This window comes from Arthrobacter globiformis (genome assembly GCF_003261175.1).
Taxonomy (GTDB): Bacteria; Actinomycetota; Actinomycetes; order Actinomycetales; family Micrococcaceae; genus Arthrobacter; species Arthrobacter globiformis_A.
On the sequence record NZ_QLNP01000077.1, the window covers coordinates 30,781 to 57,554 of the forward strand.

Here is a 26,774-nt window from a genome sequence, read left to right on the forward strand (position 1 = left end):
TTAGTACTTCCTCACCATCGGCTCGTAGCGCGTAAAGACAACCGGCTTGGTGGCAAGCCGGACACCGGCGATTGCCTCCTCCGCGGAACCGTCGGCCGGTGCGTGGTCTTCTTTGTACGCCATGGAGTGCTTCATGAATTTTTCGTCGTCGCGTTCCGGGAAGTCCTCCCGGAAGTGGCCGCCGCGGGATTCCTCACGGTGCAGGGCAGCAACCGTCATGACCCTGGCCAGTTCCAGCAGGAACCCGAGCTCAACGGCCTCCAGCAGGTCAAGGTTGAAGCGCTTGCCCTTGTCCTGGACGTTGATGCGCTGGTAGCGCTCCTCGAAGGACTCGATGTCCCTGAGGACCTGGTTGAGCGTGTCAGCGGTGCGGAACACCTGCATGTTGGCATCCATGGTGTCCTGCAGTTCCTTGCGGATTGCAGCGACCTTCTCGGTGCCGTTGGCGTTGCGGGCCACGTCCAGCAGCCCGATGGTGAAGGCTTCCGGGTTCTCCGGCAGCTCCACGAAGTCGGCCGTCTTGGCGTATTCGGCGGCGGCGATGCCGGCGCGCTTGCCGAACACGTTGATGTCCAGCAGCGAGTTGGTGCCCAGGCGGTTGGAGCCGTGGACGGACACACAGGCCACCTCGCCGGCGGCGTAGAGGCCCGGAACAACAGTGTCGTTGTCCTGCAGGACCTCGGTGGTGATGTTCGTCGGGATGCCGCCCATGGCATAGTGGGCCGTCGGGAAGACGGGGACCGGCTCCGTGTAGGGCTCCACGCCGAGGTAGGTGCGGGCGAACTCGGTGATGTCCGGCAGCTTGGCGTCGATGTGGGCGGGCTCAAGGTGCGTCAGGTCAAGGAGCACATAGTCCTTGTTCGGACCGCAGCCGCGGCCTTCGCGGACTTCGTTGGCCATGGAGCGGGCCACGATGTCACGCGGGGCGAGGTCCTTGATGGTGGGGGCGTAGCGCTCCATGAAGCGCTCGCCCTCGGAGTTGCGCAGGATGGCACCTTCACCGCGGGCGGCCTCGGACAGGAGGATGCCCAGGCCGGCGAGGCCGGTCGGGTGGAACTGGAAGAACTCCATGTCCTCCAGGGGGATGCCGCGGCGGAACGCGATGCCCATGCCGTCGCCGGTCAGGGTGTGGGCGTTCGAGGTGGTCTTGAAGACCTTGCCGGCGCCGCCGGAGGCGAACACCACGGACTTGGCCTGGAAGACGTGCAGCTCGCCGGAGGCGAGGTCGTAGGACACGACGCCGGCCACGCGCTTCTGCTTGAACGGCGTGCCGTCCTCGCGGACGGCGTCCTCCTCGACGGTCAGGAGGTCCAGGACGTAGTACTCGTTGTAGAACTCAACGTTGTGCTTGACGCAGTTTTGGTACAGGGTCTGCAGGATCATGTGGCCCGTGCGGTCGGCGGCGTAGCATGCGCGGCGCACCGGAGCCTTGCCGTGGTCGCGGGTGTGGCCGCCGAAGCGGCGCTGGTCGATGCGGCCCTCGGGCGTGCGGTTGAACGGCAGGCCCATCTTCTCGAGGTCCAGCACCGCGTCGATGGCTTCCTTGGCCATGACTTCGGCGGCGTCCTGGTCAACCAGGTAGTCGCCGCCCTTGATGGTGTCGAAGGTGTGCCATTCCCAGTTGTCTTCCTCGACATTGGCCAGGGCTGCACACATGCCGCCCTGCGCCGCACCCGTGTGGGAGCGGGTGGGGTACAGCTTGGTCAGTACTGCTGTTCGCGCACGCTGACCGGACTCGATCGCGGCGCGCATCCCGGCGCCACCTGCACCGACGATGACGACGTCGTACTTATGGACCTGCATACCAGACGCTCTTTCTCTCAAAATTCGCAATAAAACAGCGGGCGGCCCGAGGCCGTCTCCGCACAAAACTGCGGCCCGCCAATGGATGGCGGGCCGCCACGGGATGCTACGCGGGGCAGAAGCCGCCGGGCAGCTGGACGCCGTCCACCACGGGGCACGGGTTGAAGGTGAAGATCACCAGGGTGCCGAGGATGATGATGACGGCGGAGGCTGCGTAGAGGACCATCTTGAGCCAGAAGCGGGTGGAGTCCTTCTCGGCGTAGTCGTTGATGATGGTGCGCACGCCGTTGGTGCCGTGCAGCATGGCGAGCCACAGCATGGCCAGGTCCCAGAACTGCCAGAACGGATCTGCCCACTTGCCGGCGACGAAGCCGAAGTCGATGGCGTGGATGCCTTCGCCCACCAGGAGGTTGACGATGAGGTGGCCGAAGATCAGCACCACCAGGACAACGCCGGAGAGGCGCATGAACAGCCAGGCCAGCATTTCGAAGTTGCCGCGCGAGCTGCCGTTGCGGCGGTATTTCGGGTCGATCTTGCCGGACTCGGGCTTGCCGGCGATCTGTCCGCTGCGCGGTGACTGGATCTCAGTTGCAGACATGGCTTAGTGACCTCCGAGCGCGAGGGACAGGTGGCGGATGGCGAAGGCGACCATGGTGACGACCCACAGGCCCAGCACCACCCAAAGCATCTGGCGCTGGTACTTGGCGCCCTTCTTCCAGAAGTCGACGGCGATGATCCGCAGGCCGTTGAAGGCGTGGAACACGATCGCTGCGACCAGGCCCGTTTCACCCAGGGCCATCAGCGGGTTCTTGTAGGCACCGATTACTGCGGTGTAGGCCTCAGGCGACACCCTCACCAGGGAGGTGTCGAGCACATGGACCAACAAGAAGAAAAAGATCACTACACCAGTAATGCGGTGTCCAACCCAGGACCACATGCCTTCACGGCCGCGGTACAAGGTGCCAGCTGGTTTCGTCGGCACTGAATAAACCTCCCTGAACACAGCGGCGCTGGCGCGGGATCCACGCCGGGGGAAACGCCTGCTGCGAGAGCACTCGTAGCTCAGGCCTAAATCTAGGCTTCGCTTACAGCTTATTCAATTCAGGCGTTCCTTGCCCGCCACGTACTGTACGGATTTTCGACTATTTTGAGACGAAGACCACATCTGTTGCCACTGCATCCACATGCTGGCGGGCCGCGAAAGGGCGTCCTGAGGTGCGTCGGCTAAAGTAGGGCTTGATGAGTAACGACAAAGTGACAAGCCAGGATTCACCTCTCAGCCGTTTTATCGCTGTGATTCCTGCAGGTGGTGTGGGGACCCGCCTCTGGCCTCTGTCACGTGCAGCAGCTCCCAAATTCCTTCATGACCTCACCGGTTCCGGCAGCACGCTCCTGCGTGCCACCTACGACCGCCTTGAGCCGCTGGCCGGCAACCGCGTCCTCGTGGTCACCGGCGTGGCGCACCGGAACGCCGTGTGCACCCAGCTGCCCGAGGTCCAGGACGGCGACCTCGTGCTCGAGAGCGAACCCAAGGACTCCGGGGCCGCCATCGGCCTGGCCGCAGCCATCCTGCACCAGCGGGATCCGGACGTCATCATGGGTTCCTTCGCCGCGGACCATGTGATCAGCCCGGACGAGCTCTTCCAGGACGCAGTGCGCGAGGCCATCCACACTGCCGCCGCCGGCAAGATCGTGACCATCGGCATCAAGCCGACGCACCCGTCCACGGGCTTCGGCTACATCCGGTCCGGAAACTCGCTGCACATCCCCGGCGCGCCCAGCGCCCAGGCGGTGGTGGAGTTCGTGGAGAAGCCGGACGAGGACGTCGCCCAGCAGTACGTGGACAGCGGCGAGTACGTCTGGAACGCCGGCATGTTCGTGGCGCCCGTTTCCCTCATGCTCAAGCACCTGGAAGCGAACCAGCCCGAACTGTTCACCGGTCTCCAGGAAATCGCCCAGGCCTGGGACACCCCGCAGCGGGACGAGGTCACGGCCCGGATCTGGCCCACGCTGCCCAAGATCGCCATTGACTACGCGGTCGCCGAGCCCGCCGCGGCGGCCGGGGACGTCGCCGTCGTACCCGGATCCTTCCGCTGGGACGACGTCGGTGACTTCGCCTCCGTGGGCCGGCTGAACAGCGCCAAGGAAGTGGACGAGGTGACCGTCCTCGGCGAGGGCGCCCGCGTCTTCACCGAGAACGCCAGTGGTGTGGTGGTTTCAGACACCAAACGCGTCATCGCACTAATCGGCATCAAGGACGTCGTCATTGTGGACACCCCTGATGCGCTGCTGGTCACCACCAAGCAGCACTCCCAGCGGGTGAAGCAGGCGGTGGACGCGCTGAAGGCCAGCGGCGACACCGACGTTCTCTAGCAAACCGACCTCATGTTGGAGGGCGTCGCCGATAATCCGGCGGTGCCCTCCAACGATGCGTTAAGGCGCCCTCAACTAATGCGTTAAGCGGAGATGGCGGACACGTAACGCGGAGAAGGCGATGCCGCTAATCTTTCCGGCCTCGCTACAGTTGAGGTGTGCGCAATTACACTACTGAAGCTGAGCCCACCGCCCTGGTGGGGCCGTGGCTCGAGCCCCTGCTGCCGGAACTGATCGATTTTCGCCGTGACCTGCATGCGCACCCCGAACTGTCCTTCAGGGAATTTCGGACCACCGACAAGCTGGCCGAGCGGCTGGAGGCTGCCGGCCTCCAGCCCCGCCGGCTCGAGGGTACCGGCCTGACTGTTGACATCGGCGAGGGCCCGATCGCCACGGCGCTGCGCGGCGACATCGACGCGCTCCCGATCATCGAGGAAACGGGACTGCCCTTCGCCTCAAAGAACCACGGTGTCACCCACGCCTGCGGCCACGACGTGCACACCACCACCATGCTGGGCATCGCCCTGGTGCTGCACCGCATGCACCAGGAGTCCCCGCTGGGCGGAACGGTGCGCATCATCTTCCAGCCGGCCGAGGAAACCATGCCCGGCGGCGCACACTCCTGCATCGAGCAGGGCGTCCTCGAAGGCGTGCCCCGCATCCTCGCCCTGCACTGCGACCCGCGCATCGAAGTGGGCAAGATCGGTACCCGCATCGGCGCGATCACGTCGGCGTCGGACACGATTCGCATTGAACTGTCCGGCCGCGGCGGGCACACCTCGCGCCCGCACCTGACGGAGGACCTCGTTTTCGCACTGGCGCAGATTGCCGTGAACGTGCCAGCCGTCCTGTCCCGCCGGGTGGATGTCCGCAGCGGCGTCTCGGTGGTGTGGGGACACATCTCCGCAGGCTCGGCGCCCAACGCGATCCCCGGCACCGGGTACATGGCCGGGACCATGCGTTGCCTGGACCGCGACGCGTGGCACAGCGCGGGCGAACTGCTGGATGAAGTGGTGCACCAGGTGGCCGCTCCCTACGGCGTCGACGTCCGGCTGGAGCATACCCGCGGCGTTCCTCCGGTGGTCAACTCCGAGCACGAGACGGCGCTGATCGAGGCTGCGGCCCGCGCCGAGATCGGCGAGAGTTCGGTGGTGTTGACGCCGCAGTCAATGGGCGGGGAGGACTTCGCCTGGTTCCTCGCCGAGCTGCCGGGAGCCATGATGCGCCTCGGCACCAAGACCCCCGGCGGCGAGGAGTACGACCTGCACCGCGGCGACTACATCCTGGACGAGCGTGCCCTCGGCTTCGGCATCCAGGTCCTCACCGCCGCAGCGCTCCGCACCATCCGCGACCTCTAACCCCGGCTTCGAGCGCGAACTGGCAGGTAACGCCCTCAACCTCCACTTTTGAGGGCACTAGCTGCCAGTTTGCGCTCTCGTTTGCGCTGATAAGTTGTGCACAATTGAATTGCCCGCTACCGTTATGGGTATGCCCGATGCTCCCCGTCTCGACCGCCAAGTGTGCTTTGCCCTCTACTCCGCGTCGCGGGCTGCCACCGCCGTGTACCGCCCGCTCCTGGAGGAGCTGGGCCTGACGTACCCGCAGTACCTTGTCATGCTGGTGCTCTGGGAAAACGAGCCGCGCGGCGTACGGGAACTGGGGGAGGAGCTTGGGCTCGACTCCGGAACCCTCTCGCCCCTTCTCAAGCGGCTCGAAGCGCTGGCCCTCGTGGAGCGGCGGCGCTCGGCAGAGGATGAACGCCGCGTCGCCGTGCATCTGACCGACGCCGGCAGGGCCCTGAGCAGCAAGGCCTCCGGCGTGCCCCAGCACCTCGCTGCCGCGGCAGGCCTGAGCGCCCACGAGCTTGACCAGCTGCGCGAAACCCTCGGCAAGCTCAGCGCAGCCCTGCACGGTTCGCTCTAGGCAGCCCCCAAACCACCAGCCCCCAAAACCAGACCTCCCCACCAGAAGGAAACACAGTGAAAACTCTCTACACAGCCGAGGCCCTGGCGTCCGGCGAAGGCCGCGACGGTTCCGCGCGAACCAAGGACGGCAAACTCGAGGTCAACCTCGCCAGCCCGGTGGAGCTGGGCGGCAGCGGCCAGGGCACCAATCCGGAGCAGCTGTTCGCCGCCGGCTATGCGGCATGCTTCCACTCCGCCCTTCGCGTGGTCGGCCGGGAAGTGCGGGCAGACCTCACGGACTCCGCTGTCGCCGCCAAGATCCACTTCGGCGCCCTCGAAGACCGCGACGGCTACGGCCTGGCCGCCGAGCTGGAAATCGCCCTCCCCGCCCTGGACCGCGGCACCGCCGAGAGCCTCATGGCCAAGGCGCACAGCATTTGCCCGTACTCCAACGTAACGCGCGGCAACATGGACGTCGCACTGACGCTCGTGGAGTTTGCAGCGTGAGCGCCGGCGCAGCAACGGAACTGCCGGTAATCACGCGCGAGATCCAGCTGGCATCCCGGCCGGAAGGGCGGCCCGTCCCGGAAAACTTCCGGCTCGCCGAGACGGCGCTTCCGGCCCTCAAGGACGGCGAGGTCCTGGTCCGGAACCTGTTCATCTCGGTGGACCCCTACATGCGCGGCCGCATGAACGACGCCAAATCCTATTCAGCGCCGTTTGCGCTGGACAAAGCGCTCGACGGCGGTGCGGTGGGTGAGGTGATCGCGTCCCGGTCCGATGCGCGCAAGGTGGGGGACGTCGTCGTACACCAGCTCGGCTGGCGGGAGCATGCGGTGGTGGGCGCGGAGCGGACAACTCGCGCGGACACGGACCTCGCCCCGGCCTCAGCCTTCCTGGGTGCGCTCGGCATGACCGGACTCACCGCGTACGCAGGCCTGCTGAAGGTTGCGGAGTTCCAGCCCGGGGATGCCGTGTTCGTCTCGGGCGCCGCCGGTGCGGTGGGCTCGCTCGTGGGGCAGATCGCCAAGGCGATGGGGGCCTCAAAGGTGATTGGCAGCGCGGGCACGCCGGAGAAAGTTGCCCGGCTGCTGGACCTGGGCTTCGATGCTGCGTTCAACTACCGCGATGCCCCGGTCCTGGACCAGCTGGAGGCCGCCGCCGGCAGCGATGGCATCGACGTGTACTTCGACAATGTTGGCGGTGAGCACCTCGAAGCGGCACTGTCCGTCCTGAACGTGGGCGGCCGAGTGGCCATGTGCGGCGCCATCGCCCAGTACAACGCGACGGAACCGCCGGCGGCGCCGCGCAATCTGGCCGTGGCGATCGGGAAACAGCTCACGCTGCGCGGGTTCCTGGTGGGCGGCCAGCGCCAGCATGCCGCCGAGTTCGCCGGGCGAATGGCCGGCTGGCTCGCAGACGGCACCGTCCGGTACGACGAGACCGTGGTTGACGGCCTGGAGAACGCGCCGCAGGCCTTCATGGACATGCTCGACGGCGGGAACACCGGGAAGATGCTCGTCCGGCTTTAGCCCGCACAACAGTCGCCCGTAGCGCGAACGGACACTTGTGGCCCTTGGGAAACGCTTCCCAGGGGCCACAAGTGTCCGTTCGCGCTGGGCGTGTTGCCCGGACCGGGTTACCCGGGACATGGAGCAGGACACTAAAGTGGGCTCATGAGTGCGCTGCTGCGCACCCGGGTGCCGGCCAGCGGCATCCCGTACGCCAAGGGGTGACGGCCGTGCAGAACGACGCCAACGAAGAGGGCGCCAGTATCGACTGGGCGGCCCTGGAGGCCGCCGCGCTTGACGCCATGAAGAACGCCTACGCGCCCTATTCGAACTTTCCGGTGGGTGCCGCGGCCTTCACGGCGGACGGCAGGATCGTGACCGGCTGCAACGTGGAAAACGCCAGCTATGGCCTGACGCTGTGCGCCGAGTGCGTCCTCGTGGGCAACCTGCAGATGACCGGCGGCGGCCTGCTCCGCGCCTTCTGCTGCGTGGACGGCGGCGGCAACGTCCTGATGCCGTGCGGGCGCTGCCGGCAGCTGCTGTACGAGTTCCGGGCACCCGGCATGGAGTTGATGACCACGCAAGGGATCAGGACCATGGACCAGGTGCTGCCCGACGCCTTTGGCCCCGAACACCTGGAGGGAACCCGGTGACCCAGAAGAACGAGGCGTTCGACGCCGTCGACATCATCCGGACCAAACGCGACAAGGGCGCGCTCAGCCCTGAGCAGATCGACTGGACCGTCGATGCGTATACCCGTGGCGTCATCGCGGAGGAGCAGATGGCCGCGCTGAACATGGCCATCCTGCTCAACGGCATGGACCGTGCCGAGATCTCGCAGTGGACCGCGGCGATGATCGCCTCGGGGGAGCGGATGGACTTTTCCGGCCTCCGGCGGGCCGACGGCGGCGTGAAGGTAACCACTGACAAGCACTCCACGGGCGGGGTGGGGGACAAGATCACCCTGCCGCTGGCGCCCCTGGTCGCTGTCTTCGGAGTGGCGGTGCCGCAGCTGTCCGGGCGCGGGCTGGGCCACACCGGCGGCACGCTGGACAAACTCGAGTCCATTCCCGGCTGGCGCGCTGCCTTGAGCAACGCCGAAATGTTGGCCCAGCTCCAGGAGGTGGGCGCGGTGATCTGCGCCGCAGGACCGGGGCTCGCCCCTGCGGACAAGAAGCTCTACGCACTGCGCGACGTCACGGGCACCGTCGAGTCCATCCCGCTGCTTGCCTCGTCGATCATGAGCAAGAAGATTGCCGAGGGCACGGGCTCGCTGGTGCTGGACGTCAAGGTGGGCAGCGGGGCATTCATGAAGGACGAGGCCGGGGCACGCGAACTTGCGGAGACCATGGTGGCTCTGGGCAAGGACGCAGGGGTGGAAACCGTGGCCCTGCTGACCAACATGGGCACCCCGCTCGGGCTGACCGCGGGCAACGCTATCGAGGTGGAGGAATCCGTTGAGGTCCTCGCCGGCGGCGGCCCGGCCGACGTCGTCGAACTGACGGTGCGGCTCGCGGAGGAGATGCTGCGGTGCGCCGGTGTTTCCGACGCCGATCCGGCCGCGGCGCTCAAGGATGGCAGGGCGATGGACGTCTGGAACCGGATGATCGCGGCGCAGGGCGGCGACCCGCGGGCGAAGCTGCCGGTGGCCCGGGAATCTGAAACCATCTATGCGCCCGCCGACGGGGTCCTCATGGAGCTCGACGCGTTCGCCGTGGGTGTGGCGGCCTGGCGGCTCGGCGCCGGCCGGGCCCGGAAGGAAGACGCAGTGCAGGCAGCTGCGGGCGTCCGCATGCACGCCAAGCCCGGCGCAACTGTGCGTGCCGGCGAACCCCTGCTGACCCTGCTGACGGACACGCCGGAGAAGTTTGCCCGGGCCAAGGAGGCGCTTGAACACGCCGCCACCATCGCACCGGCTGGCTCCAGGCCGGCCCAGCAGCTCATCATCGACCGCATCGCCTGACCGTGCAGGCCATCAACGACTTCATCCTGGCTGCCGCCGGGCAGCCCTGGGTGCTTTTCATAGTCCTCGCCTGCTGCGTCATCGACGGCTTCTTCCCGCCCATTCCCAGTGAATCGGTGGTGGTGGGGCTGGCCGCCGTCGCCGCGACGGCGGACGTTCCCAACCCGTGGCTGCTCGCGGCCGTGGCCGGGCTGGGCGCCTTCACCGGCGACAACGCCGCCTACCTCATCGGCCGGGGTGTGGGCACACAGCGCTGGGCCTGGATGCGCGGGCCGCGCATGCAGCGTGCCTTCCGCTGGGCCGGGCGTGAGCTGCGCAAACGCCCGGCGTCGCTGATCCTCGTGGCGCGGTTCGTCCCCATCGGCCGGGTGGCAGTGAACCTGACCGCGGGTGCCACCCACTATTCGCATCTGCGCTTCGTCGGGCTGACTGTGCTTTCCGCCACCCTTTGGGCCTCGTATTCCGTGGCCATCGGACTGTTCTTCGGCCAGTGGTTCGAGGAGAACCACCTGCTGGGGGCCGTGATCGCCATTGTTTGCGCCATTGTGCTGGGGATCCTGGTGGACCTCGTCATCAACCGGCTGCGGGGCCGCATCCAGGATCCGCTGCAGGAAAGCTGACTTTCCAATCAAGGCGTAGCGGACTATCCTCCGGCCGTGCGACACTAAAGAGCGATTTGCGTCACTTCCTGTCTTGTTATATTGCCGAGGAGCAACACCCGCGTGGAGTTTATTAATGAGGCCGTGCTCCATGCAGCGGGTCAGTGGTGGATTTATCCCGTTCTGCTCATGTTCTTCTTCGTTGACGGGTTCGCGATGGTGGTCCCCAGCGAGACGCTCATCGTGGCGCTGGCGGCCTTTTCCCGGCACAGCGGCGAGCCCAATCTGTGGATCCTCGGCCTGACTGCGCTGACCGGCGCGATGGCCGGTGACAACATGGCGTACATGCTGGGCCGGAAGATCGGCCTGGAGCGCTGGAAATGGATGCGCCGGCCCAGGGTGCAGAAAGTCTTCAGCTGGGCGCGCTACGAACTCGAGAAGCGCGGCGCCGTGCTGATCTTCACGGCGCGCTACATCCCGTGGGGTCGCGTGGCGGTGAACTACGTCGCCGGAACCACCGGATACCCGCACCGCAGGTTCTTCCTGCTGGACGCCCTTGCCTGCTTCACCTGGGTCGGTTACTCGATCGGGATCGGCCTCGTCGCCAGTTCCTTCCCGTGGCTCCACAGCAACCCGCTGCTGGGCGCCGGCATCGCCGTCGTGTTCGCCATCATTCTGGGCATCATCATCGACCACGCCCTCCGGTGGTGGCACAAGCGGCTCGGCCGCAATGATGCCCACGCTGCGCCTGAAGAGAGCCCGGCACCGGAACAGGGCAGCGTCCCGGAACAGACCAGCCCCGTGGCTTAGCCCTCAGCCCCTAGCGGGGCGGGTGGTTTGGCAGGCAGTTCAGCGGCCCTTTGGGGTTCCCGTCGCCATGCAGCGCGCCCGTTGGCATTGCCGCCGGTGCAACCCTAGAGTTGGTACGTGACTGAGCCAATCGTTGACGCCGCCCCTGCCCTTGACTTCGACCTGAAGAGCCTGCCCAAGGTATCCCTTCACGACCACCTGGACGGCGGCCTGCGCCCTGCCACCATCATTGAGCTGGCGGAGGCGGTGGGGCACACCCTCCCGTCGACAGACCCGACCGCCCTGGGCGAATGGTTCCGCGAATCCGCCGACTCCGGCTCGCTGGTCCGCTACCTGGAGACATTCGATCACACGGTCGCCGTCATGCAGACCAAGGAAGGTCTGGTCCGCGTCGCCAAGGAGTTCGTGGAGGATCTGGCGGACGACGGCGTGGTGTACGGCGAAGTGCGCTGGGCACCTGAGCAGCACCTCCAGAACGGCCTGACCCTGGACGAGGTTGTCGAGGCGGTCCAGGAAGGACTCGAAGCCGGCGTGGAGGCCGTGGCCGAGACCGGCCGCGAGATCCAGGTGGGGCAGCTGATCACGGCCATGCGGCACGCCGACCGCGGCCAGGAGATCGCTGAACTCGCCGTCCGGCACCGCGACAAGGGCGCCGTCGGGTTCGACATCGCCGGGGCCGAGGACGGCTTCCTGCCCTCGCGCTTCCGCGACGCCTTCACCTACCTGGCCGAGAACAACTTTCCCGCCACCGTGCACGCCGGTGAAGCCGCCGGGCTGGACAGCATCCAGTCCGCCCTCGTTGATGGCCGCGCGCTGCGCCTGGGCCACGGTGTCCGCATCGCCGAGGACATCATGGTGGAGTTTGACGAGGACGACGCCGACGACGAGGACAGCGACAACATCGGCCTGGTCACCCTCGGTAACCTGTCCAGCTGGATCCGGGACCGCGGCATCGCCCTGGAAATCTGCCCGTCCTCCAACCTGCAGACCGGTGCCATTGCCGCCTTCGGTGAGGGCATCGAAAGCCACCCGCTGGACATGCTCTACCAGCTGGGCTTCAACGTAACCATCAACACGGACAACCGCCTCATGAGCGGCGTGACACTCACCGACGAGTTCGAGCTCCTGGTGGAGACTTTCGACTATGACCTCGATGACCTGCTGGAGCTCACACTCAACGCGGCCGAGGCGTCCTTCCTGCCCCTGGAGGAAAAGGAAGCCCTCGTGGAGTACATCAACGGCGCGTACGGCGACCTTGGCTGAAACCGTCCGGCAGCCCGAACCGGCCGATGAGGTGGGGGAGCTGCTGGGGATGATCGCTGCCCTCCGCGAGCACTGCCCTTGGATGGGCGCCCTCACCCACGAGTCGCTCGTGGAGTATCTGCTGGAGGAGGCCTATGAAGTGGCCGAGACCATCGAGACCGGTGCGGACGAGGCTGAACTGAAAGGCGAGCTGGGCGATGTGCTGCTCCAGGTGGTGCTGCACGCCCGGCTCGCCGAGGAGCGCGGCGTGTTTGGATTCGGCGACGTCGCGCGCGGCCTTACCCAGAAGATGATCCGCCGCAACCCCCACGTGTTCCGTCCGGACGGTTCCCTCCAGGACACCTTTCCCGCCACGGTGGAGGAGATCGTGCGCAAGTGGGACGCCGTGAAAAGGGCCGAAAGCCCGCAGCGCCGCACGCCCTTCGAGGGCATCCCGGTGGCTCTGCCCGCACTGGCCCAGGCCCAGAAAACCCTTGACCGGGCCGAGCGGGCCGGGCTGCAAGCCCCGGCAGCTGAACGAACCCCGCTGGTTGAGCTGGCCGAAACAATACAAACCGAAGCCGAACTCGGCGAGCTGCTGCTCGCCGTCGTCCGTTCAGCCCGGGACAGGGGGTTCGACGCCGAACGCGCCCTCCGCGGGGCCGTCCGGCGGTACCAGAACCGCCACCCGGAAACATCCGCGCCCGGATCATGACGTCCGGGTTCTGGATAGGTTTCCGTAACGTGCACCACTCTCGACTACGCTAGTCCCTGACGAGGACGTCGAGATTTTTTCCCTAAAGTCCCCAGTAAATCGCCCACAAGGAGCACATCCATGGCGCTTATCGATGCCATCCACGCCCGCGAGATCCTCGATTCCCGTGGCAACCCCACCGTCGAAGTTGAAGTTCTCCTCTCCGACGGCCAGATCGGCCGCGCTGCCGTTCCGTCCGGTGCGTCCACCGGCGAGCACGAAGCCGTTGAACTGCGCGACGGCGACAAGGGCCGCTACCTCGGCAAGGGTGTCCAGAAGGCCGTTGACGCCGTCATCGACCAGATCGCACCGGCCCTGACCGGCTTTGACGCCACCGACCAGCGCAGCATCGACCAGGCCATGATCGACCTGGACGGCACCGCCAACAAGGGCAAGCTCGGCGCCAACGCCATCCTCGGTGTCTCCCTGGCAGTTGCCAACGCCGCGGCCGCCTCCGCCGACCTGCCGCTGTACAAGTACCTGGGCGGCCCGAACGCCCACGTCCTTCCCGTCCCGCTGATGAACATCCTCAACGGCGGTTCGCACGCGGATTCCGACGTCGACATCCAGGAATTCATGATCGCCCCGATCGGCGCCGAGACCTTCTCCGAGGGCCTGCGCTGGGGCGTTGAGGTTTACCACAACCTCAAGTCAGTGCTGCAGCAGAAGGGCCTCTCCACCGGCCTCGGCGACGAGGGCGGCTTCGCCCCGAACCTGCCTTCCAACCGCGCTGCCCTGGACCTGATCCAGGAAGCCATCCGGAACGCCGGCTACACCCCGGGCACCGACATCGCCCTGGCCCTGGACGTCGCCTCCTCCGAGTTCTTCAAGGACGGTGCCTACCAGTTCGAGGGCAAGGCCCTGAGCGCCGCCGAGATGAGCGCCTACTACGCCGAACTCGTTGCCGACTACCCGCTGGTTTCCATCGAGGACCCGCTGGACGAGAACGACTGGGAAGGCTGGAAGATCCTCACCGACACCATCGGTGACAAGGTCCAGCTGGTGGGCGACGACCTGTTCGTCACCAACCCCGAGCGCCTGCAGCAGGGCATCGACGCCGCCACGGCCAACTCCCTGCTGGTCAAGGTCAACCAGATCGGCTCCCTGACCGAAACCCTGGACGCCGTTTCCCTGGCCCAGCGCTCCGGTTACACCACCATCACCTCGCACCGCTCCGGCGAAACCGAAGACACCACGATCGCCGACATCGCGGTTGCCACCAACGCCGGACAGATCAAGACCGGTGCCCCGGCCCGCTCCGAGCGCGTTGCAAAGTACAACCAGCTGCTGCGTATCGAAGAGGAACTCGACGACGCCGCACGCTACGCCGGCCGCAGCGCGTTCCCGCGTTTCAAGGCCTAGTAGCCCAAGAAACAGCTGACCGGTGGCTATGGTGGGAAGACCATAGCCACCGGTTTTGTTTTAGGCGCCCACACGTTACAGGAGTGTCATGGCTACCCGCCGTCCCAAAGTTCCCAGGGTGACCCCACCAGCACAGCAGTCGTCCGACGGATCGGCCGGGGGAGACGTCATCCAGGCGGACTTCGGCAGCCCGCGTTCGGCGCACGCCACCCATGAAGCGGGAACGGGACACGAGGCCAAGGCAGCGGGCAGGGCCGACGGCTCTGGTGCCAAATCCGGCGCTGGTAGCAGGACTGGCGCGGGTCGCACCGGTTCCACGAGCCCCTCGGGCGCGGCTACTACAGGTGCCGGCGCGAAGAGCGCAGGTACCACGGGCTCAGGTACCAAGGGCCCCGGTTCAGCAGCTGGCGCTGCTGCAAAAGCCGGCACCAAAGCCAGCACCGGGAAGACGGGCAGCAGCCGCGGGAAATCCGGATCGACAGCCGTGACCGCCGGGGAAGACAACCTTGACCCCGTTCCTGCAAAGGCGTTCTCCGGCCGCATGCTGGCGCTGGCCGTGGTGATGGTTGCCATCACCATCATGCTGGCCCCCACCGTGAAGATCTTCATCGACAAACGGGCCGAAATTGCGGCCCTGGAATCGGACATTTCGGCCAGCAAGGCGGACCAGGACAACCTCAAACGGCAGGTCTCCCGCTGGCAGGATCCCAACTACGTCAAGCAGCAGGCACGGGACCGCATTAACATGGTTATGCCGGGTGAGACCGGCTACTGGGTTTTCGGCAGCGACCTGCCGGCCGGCGCCTCAGGCAGCCAGCCCAGTGCAGCAGAAACACAAGACCCCGCCGACGTGCCCTGGGTGGATTCCCTCTGGGAGTCCATCAGGCGCTCGGCAACAGACTAGGAGCGGCGCCCGCCGCGGGACTGCCTACCGGAATTTCGGTGCAGCCAGATCCGGGCAGGAAGGACGGCCACGCCAGTGGACGACAACACGGCAACCGCCCCCGGAGAAAACAGGCAGCCATCGGCACAGGACCTCGATGTGCTCAGCCGCCAGCTGGGGAGGCCGGTGCGCGACGTTGTGGAAATCCCGGCGCGCTGCGTCTGCGGGAACCCGCTTGTGGCCGCGACATCCCCGCGCCTCAGCAACGGAACTCCCTTCCCCACCACGTTCTACCTGACCCACCCGGTCATCACGTCGGCGGTCTCCCGGCTTGAGGCGGCCGGCCTCATGAACGACATGAACGACCGGCTTGCCGCGGACGAGCCACTGGCTGCCTCCTACCGGGCGGCCCACGAGGCCTACCTTGCTGCCCGTGCCGACATCGGGGCACGGTCGGGGATCGGTGACGTCCCGGAGATCGACGGCGTCTCCGCCGGCGGTATGCCCACCCGCGTCAAGTGCCTGCACGTCCTGGTGGGACACTCGCTGGCCGCCGGGCCGGGCGTGAATCCGCTGGGCGACGAAGCCATCGCGGCCATCAGCGAATGGTGGACCGCCGATCGCTGCTACTGCGAGGGTGCCTGGGACACGGCCGGCGAAGCGCCGTCCCGGGACCTCAGCCGGCACGGCCCGCAGGGCTTGCCGGACATCGTCGGCCGGCCTGCGCCCGTCCGCAAATCCAGGACTGACGAAGCCGCGGCAGCTGGATCCACGACGGACGCAACAACGGAGGCAGGCGCATGACCCGGGTGGCCGCCATCGACTGCGGAACCAACTCCATCCGCCTGCTCATCGCCGACATTGACCGCAGCAACGGGACCACGAAGCTCACCGACGTCGTGCGAGAAATGCGCGTAGTGCGGCTCGGCCAGGGCGTTGACGCCACCGGCGAGCTGGCCCCCGAAGCACTGGAGCGCACCTTTGCGGCGACGGCCGACTACGCGGCGCTCATCCGGGAGTACCGGGCCAAGAAGGTCCGGTTCGTGGCCACCTCGGCCAGCCGGGACGCCCGGAACCGCCAGGTCTTCGTGGACGGCATCCAGAACCTCATTGGGGTGGAACCCGAGGTGATCACCGGTCACGAGGAAGCCGCGCTTTCCTTCGCCGGCGCCAGCAGCGTGCTGCCCATTGCGGCAGAGGACAAGGTGCTGGTGGTGGACCTGGGCGGCGGCAGCACGGAGTTTGTGCTCGGCGACGCCAGCGGCGTGATCGCCGCACGGTCCGTGGACATCGGCTGCGTCAGGCTCACCGAACGCCACCTCACTTCGGACCCGCCCACGGCCGGGCAGATTGCCGCCGCGGAGGCCGACGTCGACGCCGCCATCGCCGAAGCGCGACTGGACGTTCCGCTGGAACGCAGCACCGCCGTCGTCGGGGTTGCCGGCTCAATCACCACCATCACCGCGCACGCGCTCAGGCTGCCCGAATACCTGCCGGCGGCCATCCATGGCGCCGAACTGTCGATCTCCGCTGTCCAGGCCGCGGCCACCGATCTGCTGCAGATGACGCGGGCGCAGCGGGCGGAACTGCCGTACATGCACCCCGGCCGGGTGGACGTCATCGGTGCCGGCGCGCTGGTCTGGCGGCGCATCCTCACGCGCATGGGCGAGCTCAGCGGCGGCCGCATAATTACGGCCACCGCCAGTGAGCACGATATTCTTGACGGAATTGCCCTGAGTGCCGAGGCACCGAGTTAATCGAGTATTGGATCCTGAATGACCAGAGCAAGAGCCCGGCTTCGCCGGACGGTCTCGGCCCTTCTGTCCGCGGTGCTTGCCGGTGGCATCGCCGCGTCCGCTGTCGCCACCGCACCCGCCGCGCAGGCCGATTCCTGGCGGGACAAGGAGTACTGGCTCAAGGAAGCCGGCATCACCAAGGCCTGGGAAGTCTCCAAAGGCGCCAACGTGAAGGTCGCTGTGATCGACAGCGGCGTGGACGGAAGCCATCCTGACCTCAAGGGCGTGCTGGCCGGCGGCCATGACGTCTCCGGTGCCGGCGCCCCTGACGGCGAGAAGAGCATCGGTGCCAAGCCCGAGCACGGCACCCTCGTGGCCACCATGCTTGCGGGCCGCGGGCACCAGGCGGCGAAGAAGACATCGGCCAGTGCCAAGCCGTCCCAGAACGCCACCGCGGCGGCATCCAAAGCCCTGCCGGACGGCATCATGGGCGTGGCGCCCGAGGCGCAGATCCTCTCCGTCTCCACCTGGCTGGGGTCGGAGAATCCCGGCGGCAAAAGCGACCAGGACCAGATCCCGGAGGCTGTGCGTTGGGCGGTGGACAATGGCGCAAAGGTCATCAACATTTCGCTGGGCAGCACGTCGCCGGAGTGGCCGCAAAGCTGGGACGCCGCCTTTCTGTACGCCGAGCAGAAGGACGTGGTCATCGTCGCCGCGGCCGGTAACCGCGTCGGCGGCAACGTGCAGGTGGGGGCCCCGGCCACCATCCCCGGCGTACTGACCGTCGCGGGCCTGGACCGGAACGGACAGGCGAGCACGGATTCCTCCTCCCAGGGCATCAGCATTGGCGTGGCCGCGCCGGCGGAGAAGCTCGCCGGTGGACTGCCCGGCGGCAGCTACGCGGAATGGGCCGGCACGTCCGGTGCCACCCCCATCGTCTCCGGCGTTGCGGCGCTGATCCGCTCCAAGTGGCCGGAGATGAGTGCCAAGCAGGTCATCAACAGGATCGTCTCCACCGCCAAGGACGAGGGCACGCCGGGCAAGGACCCGCTGTACGGCTTCGGGGTCCTCAATGCGGAGGCGGCTCTCAAGGACAATGTGGCCGAAACGAAGGCCAACCCGCTGGGTTCCATCGGCGAGTGGATCCGCGTCCACCGGCGCGGGAACTTTGCCACTCCCGCTCCCGAGCCGACGACCGCAGCACCGGCCCCGCAGGCCACGCTGCCCAAGGCGACGGTGCCTGTCGCCGTGCCGCCGTCACAGCTGGACAGTGCGCTGCCGGCGGCAGTGGTCATCGGGTTCGGCGCGCTCTTCATTGCCATCATTGCTGCGGGCGCGGTCCAGTTGCGGCGGGCGTACCGGGCGTCCGGCGGGGGAGTGGACGAACCGGAAACCGGCGCGGTGACGAGGGTGGATCCGGCAGACCGGCCGAGCTAGTGAAGATTTTCACAAAGTACTGTATTCTGGAGTTATGGCAACCACCCCACAGCTCCAGGATCGTCCGCGTGTGCTCGTCGTCGGCGGCGGGTACGTCGGCCTCTACGTAGCCCTCAAACTGCAGAAGAAGATCGCGAACGCAGGCGGCATCGTCACCGTCGTCGATCCGCTGCCCTACATGACCTACCAGCCCTTCCTGCCGGAAGTTGCGGGCGGAAACATCGAGGCCCGCCACGCAGTGGTCTCTCACCGCCAGCACCTCAAGCAGAGCGAGCTCATCCAAGGCCGCGTTGTCTCCATTGACCACGCCAACCGCACGGCCGTGGTTGCCCCGGCTGACGGCGGCGACAACTTCGAGGTGCCGTACTTCGACGTAGTGCTTTCCGCCGGCGCCATCACCCGCACGTTCCCCATCAAGGGCCTGGCGGACAAGGGCATCGGCCTGAAGACCATCGAGGAAGCCGTTGCGCTGCGCAACAAGGTCCTTGACCGCATCGAGGTCGGCTCCACCATGACCGACCCCGCCGAACGCGCCCGCGCCCTGACCTTCGTGGTGGTGGGCGGCGGCTTCGCCGGCATCGAGTGCATCACCGAGATGGAAGACCTCGCCCGCGCTGCGGTCCGGAACAACCCGCGCATCAAGCAGGAGGAAGTCCGCTTCGTCCTGGTCGAGGCCATGGGCCGCATCATGCCCGAGGTTACCGCCGCGCAGGCCGAATGGGTTGTGGAGCACCTCCGCAGCCGCGGCATCGAGGTCCTGCTGAACACGTCGCTGGACAACGCCGAGGGCGCCCTGAAGCTCATCAACCTGCCGGACAAGACGCTGGCCCAGGAGTTCGAGTCCGACACCCTCGTGTGGACCGCCGGTGTCCAGGCCAACCCGATGGTCCGCTCCACCGACTTCCCGCTGGAACCCCGCGGCCGCGTCCGCGTCCTGCCGGACCTGCGCATCTCGGGCGACGAAGGCATCATCGACAACGCCTGGGCTGCCGGCGACATCGCCGCGGTTCCCGACCTGACGGGCTCTGGCCTGCCGGACGGCACCTGTGTTCCCAACGCCCAGCACGCGCTGCGCCAGGCCAAGCGCCTGGCCAAGAACCTGTGGGCTTCCCGCTGGGACAAGCCGCTCGTCGACTACAAGCACAAGAACCTCGGTGCTGTGGCCGGCTTCGGCGAGTGGAAGGGTGTTGCCAACATCAACCTGCTCGGCCGCATCGGGCTCAAGGGCCCCCTCGCCTGGCTGGCACACCGCGGCTACCACGGCATGGCCATGCCGACGTTCGAGCGCAAGTTCCGCGTGATCCTCAACTGGATCCTGAGTTTCTTCGCCGGCCGCGACACCACGCAGCTGCTGGACCTGGACAACCCGCGCGGCGCCTTCGTGGCCGCCGCCACCCCGGCTCCGAAGCCCGCTGCTGCGGCTCCCGCTGCACCTGCCGCGCCGGCTCCGGCTGCTGCGCAGGGCGGCGCCAAGGATCCTGTCAAGGCTGAAGCCAAGTAACAGCATTCAGGCAAGAATAACGACGGCGGCCGTTCCCTTCCGGGGGACGGCCGCTTTCGCGTTTCCCCGGACGGTTTCCCCGGTGGGGGAGCTCCCCGGCACGGCAGGGTGCACACATAGACTGGCCCCATGACGGGTGAAAAGAACCTCCAAACGCTCCTTGCCTCGATGCGTCCGGTAGTCCGGGAAGGGGAGTACGTCTACGCTCTCTGGCCGCACGGCAAACCGCTGGCGGGGCATATCGAAGCCGCCGTCCGGGAAGCCGAGGGGCTCACGGTGGTCCTGCCCCGGGCCGAAGCGGATGCGCTGGAGCTGCCCTACGATTTTGTTGCCGCCTGGATCACCCTGGAGGTCCATTCGGCACTGGAAGCGGTGGGCCTGACCGCGGCGGTCAGCAGGGCGCTGACCCAGGCCCGGATCAGCTGCAACGTGCTCGCAGGCTTCCACCACGACCATCTGCTGGTGCCCGTGGGTGACTCGGCCCGGGCGCTGGAGGTCCTGTCCGAGCTTTCGGCCGCCAGCGCCCCCGAGCCCGAACCGGTGCGGGAAGTGGTGCTCCGCAGCGAGCAGCCCGGTGACCGTGACGCCGTCCTTGCGCTGACCGCCGAAGCTTTTGCCGTCTCTCCGGTCACCGGACTGCCCGTGGAGGGGGAGCCTGTTGAAGTGAGGGTGCTCCGCGAGCTGTTCGTCGCCGACGAGTACCTGCCGGAGCTCAGCATCGTCGCCGAACTCGACGGCGAGATCGTCGGGCATGTGATCAGCACCCGCGCGTGGGTGGAGGACCTCCAGCTGCTGGGGCTCGGGCCCATCGGCGTGACGCCCCGGCTGCAGCGGCACGGCATCGGCTCGGCGCTGATGCGCGAAACTGTCGTCCGTGCCAACGCCGCGGGGGAGAAGGGCATCGCGCTGCTCGGAAGCACCGACTATTACTCCCGGTTCGGCTTCGTCCCGGCGTCGACCCTGGGCATCGAGGCGCCGGACAGGAAGTGGGGCGACCACTTCCAGCTGCTGCCCCTGGCCCTATGGCCCGGCGGGGTCCACGGCACGTTCCGGTACGCGGGGCCCCTGGCCGCCGCCTGAGGCGATACGATTGACCGGGCGCCCCAGTAGCCCAATTGGCAGAGGCAGCGGACTTAAAATCCGCGTGTTGTGGGTTCGAGTCCCACCTGGGGTACTACATTTCTCCTTCGCGTCACGGGTGTTCCAATATGCAACGAGTGTTATGAGGATGTGACCTTAGTCACTTATTTTCACGCTCGAATTGGATTAGCTTGAACTTAGCTCAGGAACCCCTGACCAAAAATCGCATCAAAGGCCGTACGCGCCTTTCGATCGAGGAGACTCTAAATGATTTCACTCCCCCAGGCGGCGCCCCGGGTTGCTAAGCTCACAGCGCTTAGTATCGGCGTCGCCCTTCTGGCCACGGCTTGTGGTGGCGGTTCCACCCCGAGTGCGACAGAATCCTCCGCAGCAGCCGGCGGCATCGCGTGCCCTGCACCCAGCGATACTGCCGGGGCATCCAGCACCGCCACCGAGACCGGCGCCGTACCGGCAGCAACCACAACCACCCCTACACCGCTGAAAATTGGATCGCTTCTGCCGACGACGGGGTCGCTGGCGTTCCTCGGCCCGCCCGAAATTGCGGGCGTTAACCTGAGCGTCAAGGAAATCAATGCCGTTGGCGGCGTGCTCGGCAAACCCGTCCAGGTGGTGCACCGCGACTCGGGCGACACCAAGACCGACATCGCCACCCAGTCGACCACTGCCCTGCTGGGCCAGGGCGTCAGTGCCATCATCGGGGCGGCGTCTTCGGGTGTGTCGAAGACGGTCATCAACCAGATCACCGGAGCGGGTGTCCTGCAGTTTTCGCCGGCCAACACTTCTCCGGACTTCACCACCTGGGACGACAAGGGCCTGTACTGGCGTACGGCTCCTTCCGACGTCCTGCAGGGTCAGGTCCTGGGCAACTACATGGCCACCTGCGGCGCCCAGACACTTGGCATGATGGTCCTGAACGATGCCTACGGCACCGGCCTGCAGAAGAACGTGAAGGCAGCCTTCACGTCCGCCGGTGGCCAGGTAGTGGCTGAGCAGCTCTACAACACCGGTGATTCGCAGTTCAGCAGCCAGGTTGATGCGCTCGTCGCCGCCAAGCCCGACGCCATCGCACTCATCACGTTCGATGAAGCCAAGAGCATCATTCCGTTGCTCACCGGCAAGGGCATCAAGCCGGAACAGCTGTTCCTGGTTGACGGCAACCTTTTCGACTACAGCAAGGACTTCAAGGCTGGCACGCTCAAGGGTGCCCGCGGTACGCAGCCCGGGACCTTTGCCAAGGAAGATTTCAAGAAGTCACTCCTTGCGATTGATCCCGCCCTCCGCACGTTCAACTATGCAGGGGAGGCGTATGACGCCGTCAACATGACCGCGCTTGCGTCCGAAGCGGCAAAGAGCACGAAGGGAGCGGACATCGCCAAGCAGCTCAAGGCGGTCTCCGAAGGCGGCGAGAAGTGCAACACCTTCCCGTCCTGCGTCACGCTGCTCCGAAACGGCAAGGACATCGACTACGACGGACAGTCCGGTCCGGTCACGTTCTCTGATGCCGGCGACCCCACGGAGGCCTACGTCGGCATCTACGAGTATGACGACAGCAACAAGCCCCAGCCCGCAAAGGAAGAGTTCGGCAAGCTGTAAAGCCGCTTCCCGAAGCACACACGGAAGCCCCCGTCCAGCCGGACGGGGGCTTCCGTGTGTGCGGTACCTAGTTCTCGTCGGCCAGCGTGCCGAGGTACAACTGGATGACTTTCGGGTCCTTCATGAGCTCACGGCCCGTGCCGGTGTACGCGTCCCTGCCCTGGTCCAGGACGTAGCCGCGGTCGCAGATCTGCAGGCAGCGGCGGGCGTTCTGTTCCACCATGATGACGGACACGCCGGCGCGGTTGATCTCATGCACCCGCAGGAAGGTCTCGTCCTGTTTGACGGGGGAGAGGCCTGCCGAGGGTTCGTCCAGCAGCAGGACTGCCGGCTCCATCATCAGGGCCCGTCCCATCGCCACCATCTGCCGCTCCCCGCCGGACAGGGAGCCCGCACGCTGCGCCCTGCGTTTACCCAGCTCGGGGAAAAGGCTGGTGACGAACTCGAACCGCTTGGCAAAGTCCTTGGGCCGCTGGAACATGCCCATCTGCATGTTCTCCTCGATGGTGAGCGTGGCGAAGACGTTGTTGGTTTGCGGCACGAAGCCGACGCCCTGGGTCACCAGCTTGTTGGCCTTGAGCCCTGTCAGCTCCCGGCCCCTAACCACCACGGATCCGGAGTGCACCTTCACCAGACCGAACATGGCCTTGAGCAGTGTGGACTTGCCGGCCCCGTTCGGGCCGATGATGCCGATCAGTTCGCCCTTCCGGGCCTCGATGCTGCACCCGTTGAGGATGTTGACGCCGGGGAGGTAGCCGGCCACCAGGTCGGTGACTTTGACGACGACGCCGTCCTCGGCTGCGCTGCTTGCGGCCGGGGCCGCGCTCGTGGCACTCATGCGTTGTCCTTGTCTGTGCGGCCGGCGTCTGTGCCGCTCGCATCTGTGCGGCTGGCACCCGTCCGTCCGGTGTCCGGGCCGGCCTCGGTGATCGTGGGTGTGGCGGCGTCCGCGGCGATCATGCCCGCGTTCTCGGTGCCGACGATTGACTCCTCGTCCGCCGCCAGTTCCTGCTCCAGTTCCTTGATGCCCTCGGTGTCGCCGAGGTCGACGTCGTGGTGGGCGCCCAGGTAGGCGTCGATGACGGCGGGGTCCTTCATTACCTCGCCCGGGGGTCCCTCGGCCACGATCTTCCCTTCGGCCATGACCACCACCCAGTCCGCGATGTGCCGGACCATGTGCATGTCGTGTTCCACGAAGAGGACTGTCATGCCCTCGGACTTAAGGTTCTTGATGTGGTCCAGCAGCGACTGCGTCAGCGCCGGATTGACCCCTGCCATTGGTTCGTCCAGCATCACCAGTTTGGGCCGGACCATCAGGGAGCGGGCCATTTCCAGCAGCTTGCGCTGGCCGCCGGAAAGCGACGCCGCGTAGTCGTCCTTCTTGGTGTCGAGTTTGAATTTCTCCAGCAGGACGTTGGCGTGCTCGGTGATTTCCTTCTCGCGGCCGCCCCAGATGTTCTTGAACAGCGCCTTGGAGAGCCTCTCGCCCGGCTGGTTGGACGCGCCGAGCCGCATGTTTTCCATGACGGTGAGCTTGCCCATGACCTTGGTGAGCTGGAACGTGCGCACCATTCCCATTCTGGCCACCTTGTAGGAGGACACCCCGGCGATGCTGTGGCCCTCGAACTGCCACTTGCCCGAGTTCGGCGTGTCGAAGCCGGTGAGCAGGTTGAACAGTGTGGTCTTGCCGGCTCCGTTGGGGCCGATGAGTGCCGTGATCTTGTGCCGCGGGATCTCCAGATACTCAACGTCGACGGCGTTGATGCCGCCGAAGCTGCGGGTGACGTTTTCGGCGACGACGATGGCGTCCCGCTTCTTGCAGCCGGGGGTGTTGTCCCCGACGGCAATCGGCCGGGCATCAGTCATGTAGTCGATGCCGGCTTCCATTGATTCCTCGCTGTGCTTGCTCATGCGAACGCCAGCTCCTTCTTGTTGCCAAAGACACCCTGCGGCCTGAAGATCATCAGCAGCATCAGGGCGATGCCCACAAGGATGTAGCGCAGCTGGCCGGCCTGGACCGTGGTCAGCCAGGTCACCGCACCGGATTCGATCAGTCCGTACAGGACGCCCTGGGTGAGGGACAGGACCACCCAGAAGATCATGGCGCCGATCACCGGCCCCAGGACCGTGGCCATGCCGCCCAGCAGCAGGCAGGTCCACAGGAAGAACGTCAGTTCGGTGCCGTAGTTGGCGGGCTGGACGGCGCCGCGGGGGAGCGTGAAGATCATCCCGGCCAGAGCGCCGAAGATACCGCCGATCACCAGTGCCTGCATCTTGTGGGCGTACACGTTCTTGCCGAGTGAACGCACTGCGTTCTCGTCCTCGCGGATGCCCTTCAGCACGCGGCCCCAGGGGCTGCGCATCAGGAGCCAGACGAGGACGCAGCCGATGACCACGAGCCCCCAGCCCACCACCCTGATGAAGAAGTCACGGTTGTTCATGCCGAAGTAGGAGCCCTCAGGGAACGGGTTCATGGAATAGAACCCGCCCTCGAAGGCGGCGAGCCCGTTGGCGGAGCCGGTCACGGACGTGAGCTGGTTGGTGGTGACGACGTAGCGGACGATTTCCGCTGCCGCGATGGTGACGATGGCCAGGTAGTCCGCGCGCAGGCGGAGGGTGGGTATGCCCAGCACCAGCGCAAAGAGCACCGAGCAGATGACGGCGATCAGGAGGCCCACGAAGAAGGGTGCCCGGAAGCTGAGCGTCGAGATCGCGAAGCCGTACGCACCCACCGCCATGAAGCCGGCCTGGCCGAAGTTCAGCAGGCCCGAGTAGCCGAAGTGCACGGCGAGGCCGAGCGCCGCGAGGGCGTAGGCCGCCGTCGTCGGGCTGAAAAGTTCGCCCGCCGCGCTGGAAAGGATTAGTCCGAAGTCCATGGCTGTCTCCTAACCCACGCGCTCGCGGCGGCCCAGGATGCCCTGGGGACGGAACAAGAGGACAACGATCATGATGAAGAGTGCTCCCACATATTTGAGGTCGGCCGCGAGGCCGAACACGGTGGTCAGTTCGACGAAGATGCCGACAATGACAGATCCGATCAGGGCGCCGAAAACGGTGCCCAGGCCGCCGAGGGTCACGCCGGCGAAGATGAGCAGCAGGATCTGCGAGCCCATGTCGAAGGTGACGCCCGGGCGGTAGTAGGCCCAGAGGATGCCGCCCAGCGAGGCCAGGACACCGCCGACGATCCAGACCAGGCGGATGACGCCGTCGACGTCGATTCCGGAGGCGGCGGCCAGGGCCGGGTTGTCGGCTACCGCGCGGGTCGCCTTGCCGAGCCTGGTTTTCAGGAGGACGATGCCGATGATGCCGATCACGACGGCGCTGATGACCAGGGACCACAGGTTGTTGGGCGAGATGGAGACCGGGCCCAGCTGGATTTCCGCGCTCTGCGCAAACGGCAGCTGCTGGGTGGCCCCGCCGAAGTAGAACTGAATGACGTATCGGACCGCCAGGGCCAGGCCGATGCTGACGATCATCATGGGCACCAGGCCGGTACCGCGGCGGCGCAGCGGACGCCAGAGCCCGGCGTCCTGCACATAGCCAAGGAGTCCGCCGCCGAGCAAGGCAAGGATGACGGCCAGCCAGAAGGGCAGGTTCATGGCGCTGAATCCAAATACCAGCACGGCGCCGAGGGTCACCATCTCACCGTGCGCGAAGTTGGTGAGCCCGGTGGTGCCGAAGATCAGGGACAGACCCACCGATGCCAGTGCCAGCAGAAGGCCGAAGCTCAGGCCGGCCACGAGCCTGTTGAGCAGGTTCTGGCCAAAGTCCTGCTGGTGCACCACAATGCCCTTGCCGAAGGCGAAGATGACTGAGAGGTTTGACGTCTGGCTGAACGTGACACTGCGGGGATTCGACTGCCCCTCGGCGAGCTTGATCCCTTCGGGAAGTGTGGATTCGTCCAGCTGGATTTCATAGGTGCCCTGGCTGGGAACGCCTATCCGCCAGGACCCGTTGGCGGCCGATGTTGCCTCTCCGGTGAAGTCGCCATTCTTGGCGGTGATCTTGACGCCTTCGAGCGGGCGCCGTGCGTCGTCGCGGAGGAATCCGCTGATGCTGTTCTGAAACTGCTGGTTCGACGGGGGTGGCGTCGGAGCTGGAGTGCCGGCCTGCGCTGCCGGCGCTGCGGCCAGCAGAAGTGCCACGACGGCGGAGGCAATGGCCCCCCATACCTTCAGCAGCCCGGCCGGCCGCCGGATAGG

General features: G+C 66.5%; 26 protein-coding genes and 1 tRNA gene. 20 read left to right on the forward strand and 7 right to left on the reverse strand.

Going from position 1 to position 26,774, the window contains the following annotated elements; genetic code table 11:
- The 3 genes from sdhA to sdhC all read right to left on the reverse strand — a co-directional run bounded on the left by sdhA (nt 1) and on the right by sdhC (nt 2,785).
- Complete coding sequence (gene sdhA / locus DBZ45_RS11675) at nt 1-1,803, reverse strand: succinate dehydrogenase flavoprotein subunit (protein WP_111904068.1); 1,803 nt, start codon at nt 1,801-1,803, stop codon at nt 1-3.
- Nucleotides 1,804-1,909: 106 nt separating this feature from the next.
- The gene (locus tag DBZ45_RS11680) at nt 1,910-2,401 is read right to left on the reverse strand and encodes a succinate dehydrogenase hydrophobic membrane anchor subunit (protein WP_111904069.1); all 492 of its coding nucleotides are present in this window, start codon (nt 2,399-2,401) and stop codon (nt 1,910-1,912) included.
- A 3-nt stretch (nt 2,402-2,404) separates the two neighbouring features.
- Complete coding sequence (sdhC, locus tag DBZ45_RS11685) at nt 2,405-2,785, reverse strand: succinate dehydrogenase, cytochrome b556 subunit (protein WP_076798412.1); 381 nt, start codon at nt 2,783-2,785, stop codon at nt 2,405-2,407.
- A gap of 257 nt (nt 2,786-3,042) precedes the next feature.
- Between sdhC and DBZ45_RS11690 the strand changes: the two genes are divergently transcribed.
- The 20 genes from DBZ45_RS11690 (at nt 3,043) to DBZ45_RS11785 (ending at nt 22,572) form a co-directional block, all read left to right on the forward strand.
- Nucleotides 3,043-4,176: a mannose-1-phosphate guanylyltransferase gene (locus tag DBZ45_RS11690; RefSeq protein ID WP_111904070.1), complete on the forward strand. Its 1,134-nt coding sequence runs from the start codon at nt 3,043-3,045 to the stop codon at nt 4,174-4,176.
- Between the two features lie 158 nt (nt 4,177-4,334).
- On the forward strand, nt 4,335-5,534 hold the full coding sequence (locus DBZ45_RS11695) for an amidohydrolase (RefSeq protein WP_111904071.1): 1,200 nt from the start codon (nt 4,335-4,337) through the stop codon (nt 5,532-5,534).
- A gap of 130 nt (nt 5,535-5,664) precedes the next feature.
- The gene (locus DBZ45_RS11700) at nt 5,665-6,099 is read left to right on the forward strand and encodes a MarR family winged helix-turn-helix transcriptional regulator (RefSeq protein ID WP_111904072.1); all 435 of its coding nucleotides are present in this window, start codon (nt 5,665-5,667) and stop codon (nt 6,097-6,099) included.
- A gap of 56 nt (nt 6,100-6,155) precedes the next feature.
- Nucleotides 6,156-6,587 (forward strand): organic hydroperoxide resistance protein, encoded by a 432-nt coding sequence (locus tag DBZ45_RS11705; protein ID WP_111904073.1) that lies wholly within the window; start codon nt 6,156-6,158, stop codon nt 6,585-6,587.
- The gene (locus DBZ45_RS11710; RefSeq protein ID WP_111904074.1) at nt 6,584-7,612 is read left to right on the forward strand and encodes an NADP-dependent oxidoreductase; all 1,029 of its coding nucleotides are present in this window, start codon (nt 6,584-6,586) and stop codon (nt 7,610-7,612) included. The genes DBZ45_RS11705 and DBZ45_RS11710 overlap by 4 nt, the downstream gene beginning before the upstream one ends.
- 200 nt (nt 7,613-7,812) lie before the next feature.
- Nucleotides 7,813-8,244, forward strand: coding sequence for a cytidine deaminase (locus DBZ45_RS11715; protein WP_111904075.1), 432 nt, complete (start codon nt 7,813-7,815; stop codon nt 8,242-8,244).
- Nucleotides 8,241-9,554 (forward strand): thymidine phosphorylase, encoded by a 1,314-nt coding sequence (locus DBZ45_RS11720; RefSeq protein WP_111904076.1) that lies wholly within the window; start codon nt 8,241-8,243, stop codon nt 9,552-9,554. The genes DBZ45_RS11715 and DBZ45_RS11720 overlap by 4 nt, the downstream gene beginning before the upstream one ends.
- A gap of 2 nt (nt 9,555-9,556) precedes the next feature.
- Nucleotides 9,557-10,174: a DedA family protein gene (locus DBZ45_RS11725; RefSeq protein WP_111904077.1), complete on the forward strand. Its 618-nt coding sequence runs from the start codon at nt 9,557-9,559 to the stop codon at nt 10,172-10,174.
- 102 nt (nt 10,175-10,276) lie between these two features.
- Nucleotides 10,277-10,963 (forward strand): DedA family protein, encoded by a 687-nt coding sequence (locus DBZ45_RS11730; protein ID WP_111904078.1) that lies wholly within the window; start codon nt 10,277-10,279, stop codon nt 10,961-10,963.
- Between the two features lie 117 nt (nt 10,964-11,080).
- Nucleotides 11,081-12,226, forward strand: coding sequence for an adenosine deaminase (locus DBZ45_RS11735; RefSeq protein ID WP_111904079.1), 1,146 nt, complete (start codon nt 11,081-11,083; stop codon nt 12,224-12,226).
- Nucleotides 12,227-12,308: 82 nt separating this feature from the next.
- Nucleotides 12,309-12,920 (forward strand): MazG nucleotide pyrophosphohydrolase domain-containing protein, encoded by a 612-nt coding sequence (locus DBZ45_RS11740; RefSeq protein WP_111904144.1) that lies wholly within the window; start codon nt 12,309-12,311, stop codon nt 12,918-12,920.
- A gap of 120 nt (nt 12,921-13,040) precedes the next feature.
- Entirely contained in the window at nt 13,041-14,321 is a 1,281-nt protein-coding gene (eno, locus tag DBZ45_RS11745) for a phosphopyruvate hydratase (protein ID WP_111904080.1), read from the forward strand.
- Between the two features lie 88 nt (nt 14,322-14,409).
- Nucleotides 14,410-15,225, forward strand: a complete 816-nt coding sequence (locus DBZ45_RS11750) for an FtsB family cell division protein (protein ID WP_111904081.1) — start codon at nt 14,410-14,412, stop codon at nt 15,223-15,225.
- A gap of 75 nt (nt 15,226-15,300) precedes the next feature.
- Nucleotides 15,301-16,008 (forward strand): DUF501 domain-containing protein, encoded by a 708-nt coding sequence (locus DBZ45_RS11755; protein ID WP_190243101.1) that lies wholly within the window; start codon nt 15,301-15,303, stop codon nt 16,006-16,008.
- Complete coding sequence (locus tag DBZ45_RS11760) at nt 16,005-16,961, forward strand: Ppx/GppA phosphatase family protein (protein WP_111904083.1); 957 nt, start codon at nt 16,005-16,007, stop codon at nt 16,959-16,961. The genes DBZ45_RS11755 and DBZ45_RS11760 overlap by 4 nt, the downstream gene beginning before the upstream one ends.
- An 18-nt stretch (nt 16,962-16,979) precedes the next feature.
- Nucleotides 16,980-18,377 carry a S8 family serine peptidase gene (locus DBZ45_RS11765; RefSeq protein ID WP_111904084.1) on the forward strand — a complete coding sequence of 466 codons (1,398 nt, stop codon included), beginning with the start codon at nt 16,980-16,982 and terminating at the stop codon, nt 18,375-18,377.
- A gap of 34 nt (nt 18,378-18,411) precedes the next feature.
- Complete coding sequence (locus tag DBZ45_RS11770; RefSeq protein WP_111904085.1) at nt 18,412-19,878, forward strand: NAD(P)/FAD-dependent oxidoreductase; 1,467 nt, start codon at nt 18,412-18,414, stop codon at nt 19,876-19,878.
- Nucleotides 19,879-20,007: 129 nt separating this feature from the next.
- Nucleotides 20,008-20,958: an N-acetyltransferase gene (locus DBZ45_RS11775; protein ID WP_111904086.1), complete on the forward strand. Its 951-nt coding sequence runs from the start codon at nt 20,008-20,010 to the stop codon at nt 20,956-20,958.
- 20 nt (nt 20,959-20,978) lie between these two features.
- A tRNA-Leu gene (locus DBZ45_RS11780) sits at nt 20,979-21,052 on the forward strand.
- 173 nt (nt 21,053-21,225) lie between these two features.
- Nucleotides 21,226-22,572, forward strand: a complete 1,347-nt coding sequence (locus DBZ45_RS11785) for an ABC transporter substrate-binding protein (protein WP_111904087.1) — start codon at nt 21,226-21,228, stop codon at nt 22,570-22,572.
- A gap of 67 nt (nt 22,573-22,639) precedes the next feature.
- Here the strand turns inward: DBZ45_RS11785 and DBZ45_RS11790 are convergent, their stop codons facing one another.
- The 4 genes from DBZ45_RS11790 to DBZ45_RS11805 are packed head-to-tail and all read right to left on the reverse strand — an operon-like array spanning nt 22,640 to nt 26,753.
- The gene (locus DBZ45_RS11790; RefSeq protein WP_111904088.1) at nt 22,640-23,410 is read right to left on the reverse strand and encodes an ABC transporter ATP-binding protein; all 771 of its coding nucleotides are present in this window, start codon (nt 23,408-23,410) and stop codon (nt 22,640-22,642) included.
- Entirely contained in the window at nt 23,407-24,483 is a 1,077-nt protein-coding gene (locus DBZ45_RS11795) for an ABC transporter ATP-binding protein (protein WP_111904089.1), read from the reverse strand. Before DBZ45_RS11795 ends, DBZ45_RS11790 begins: the two co-directional genes overlap by 4 nt.
- A complete protein-coding gene (locus tag DBZ45_RS11800) occupies nt 24,480-25,448 on the reverse strand; it encodes a branched-chain amino acid ABC transporter permease (RefSeq protein WP_111904090.1) in 969 nt (322 codons plus the stop codon). The genes DBZ45_RS11795 and DBZ45_RS11800 overlap by 4 nt, the downstream gene beginning before the upstream one ends.
- Before the next feature lie 9 nt (nt 25,449-25,457).
- Nucleotides 25,458-26,753 (reverse strand): branched-chain amino acid ABC transporter permease, encoded by a 1,296-nt coding sequence (locus tag DBZ45_RS11805; RefSeq protein ID WP_190243109.1) that lies wholly within the window; start codon nt 26,751-26,753, stop codon nt 25,458-25,460.
- Nucleotides 26,754-26,774 lie beyond the last annotated feature (21 nt).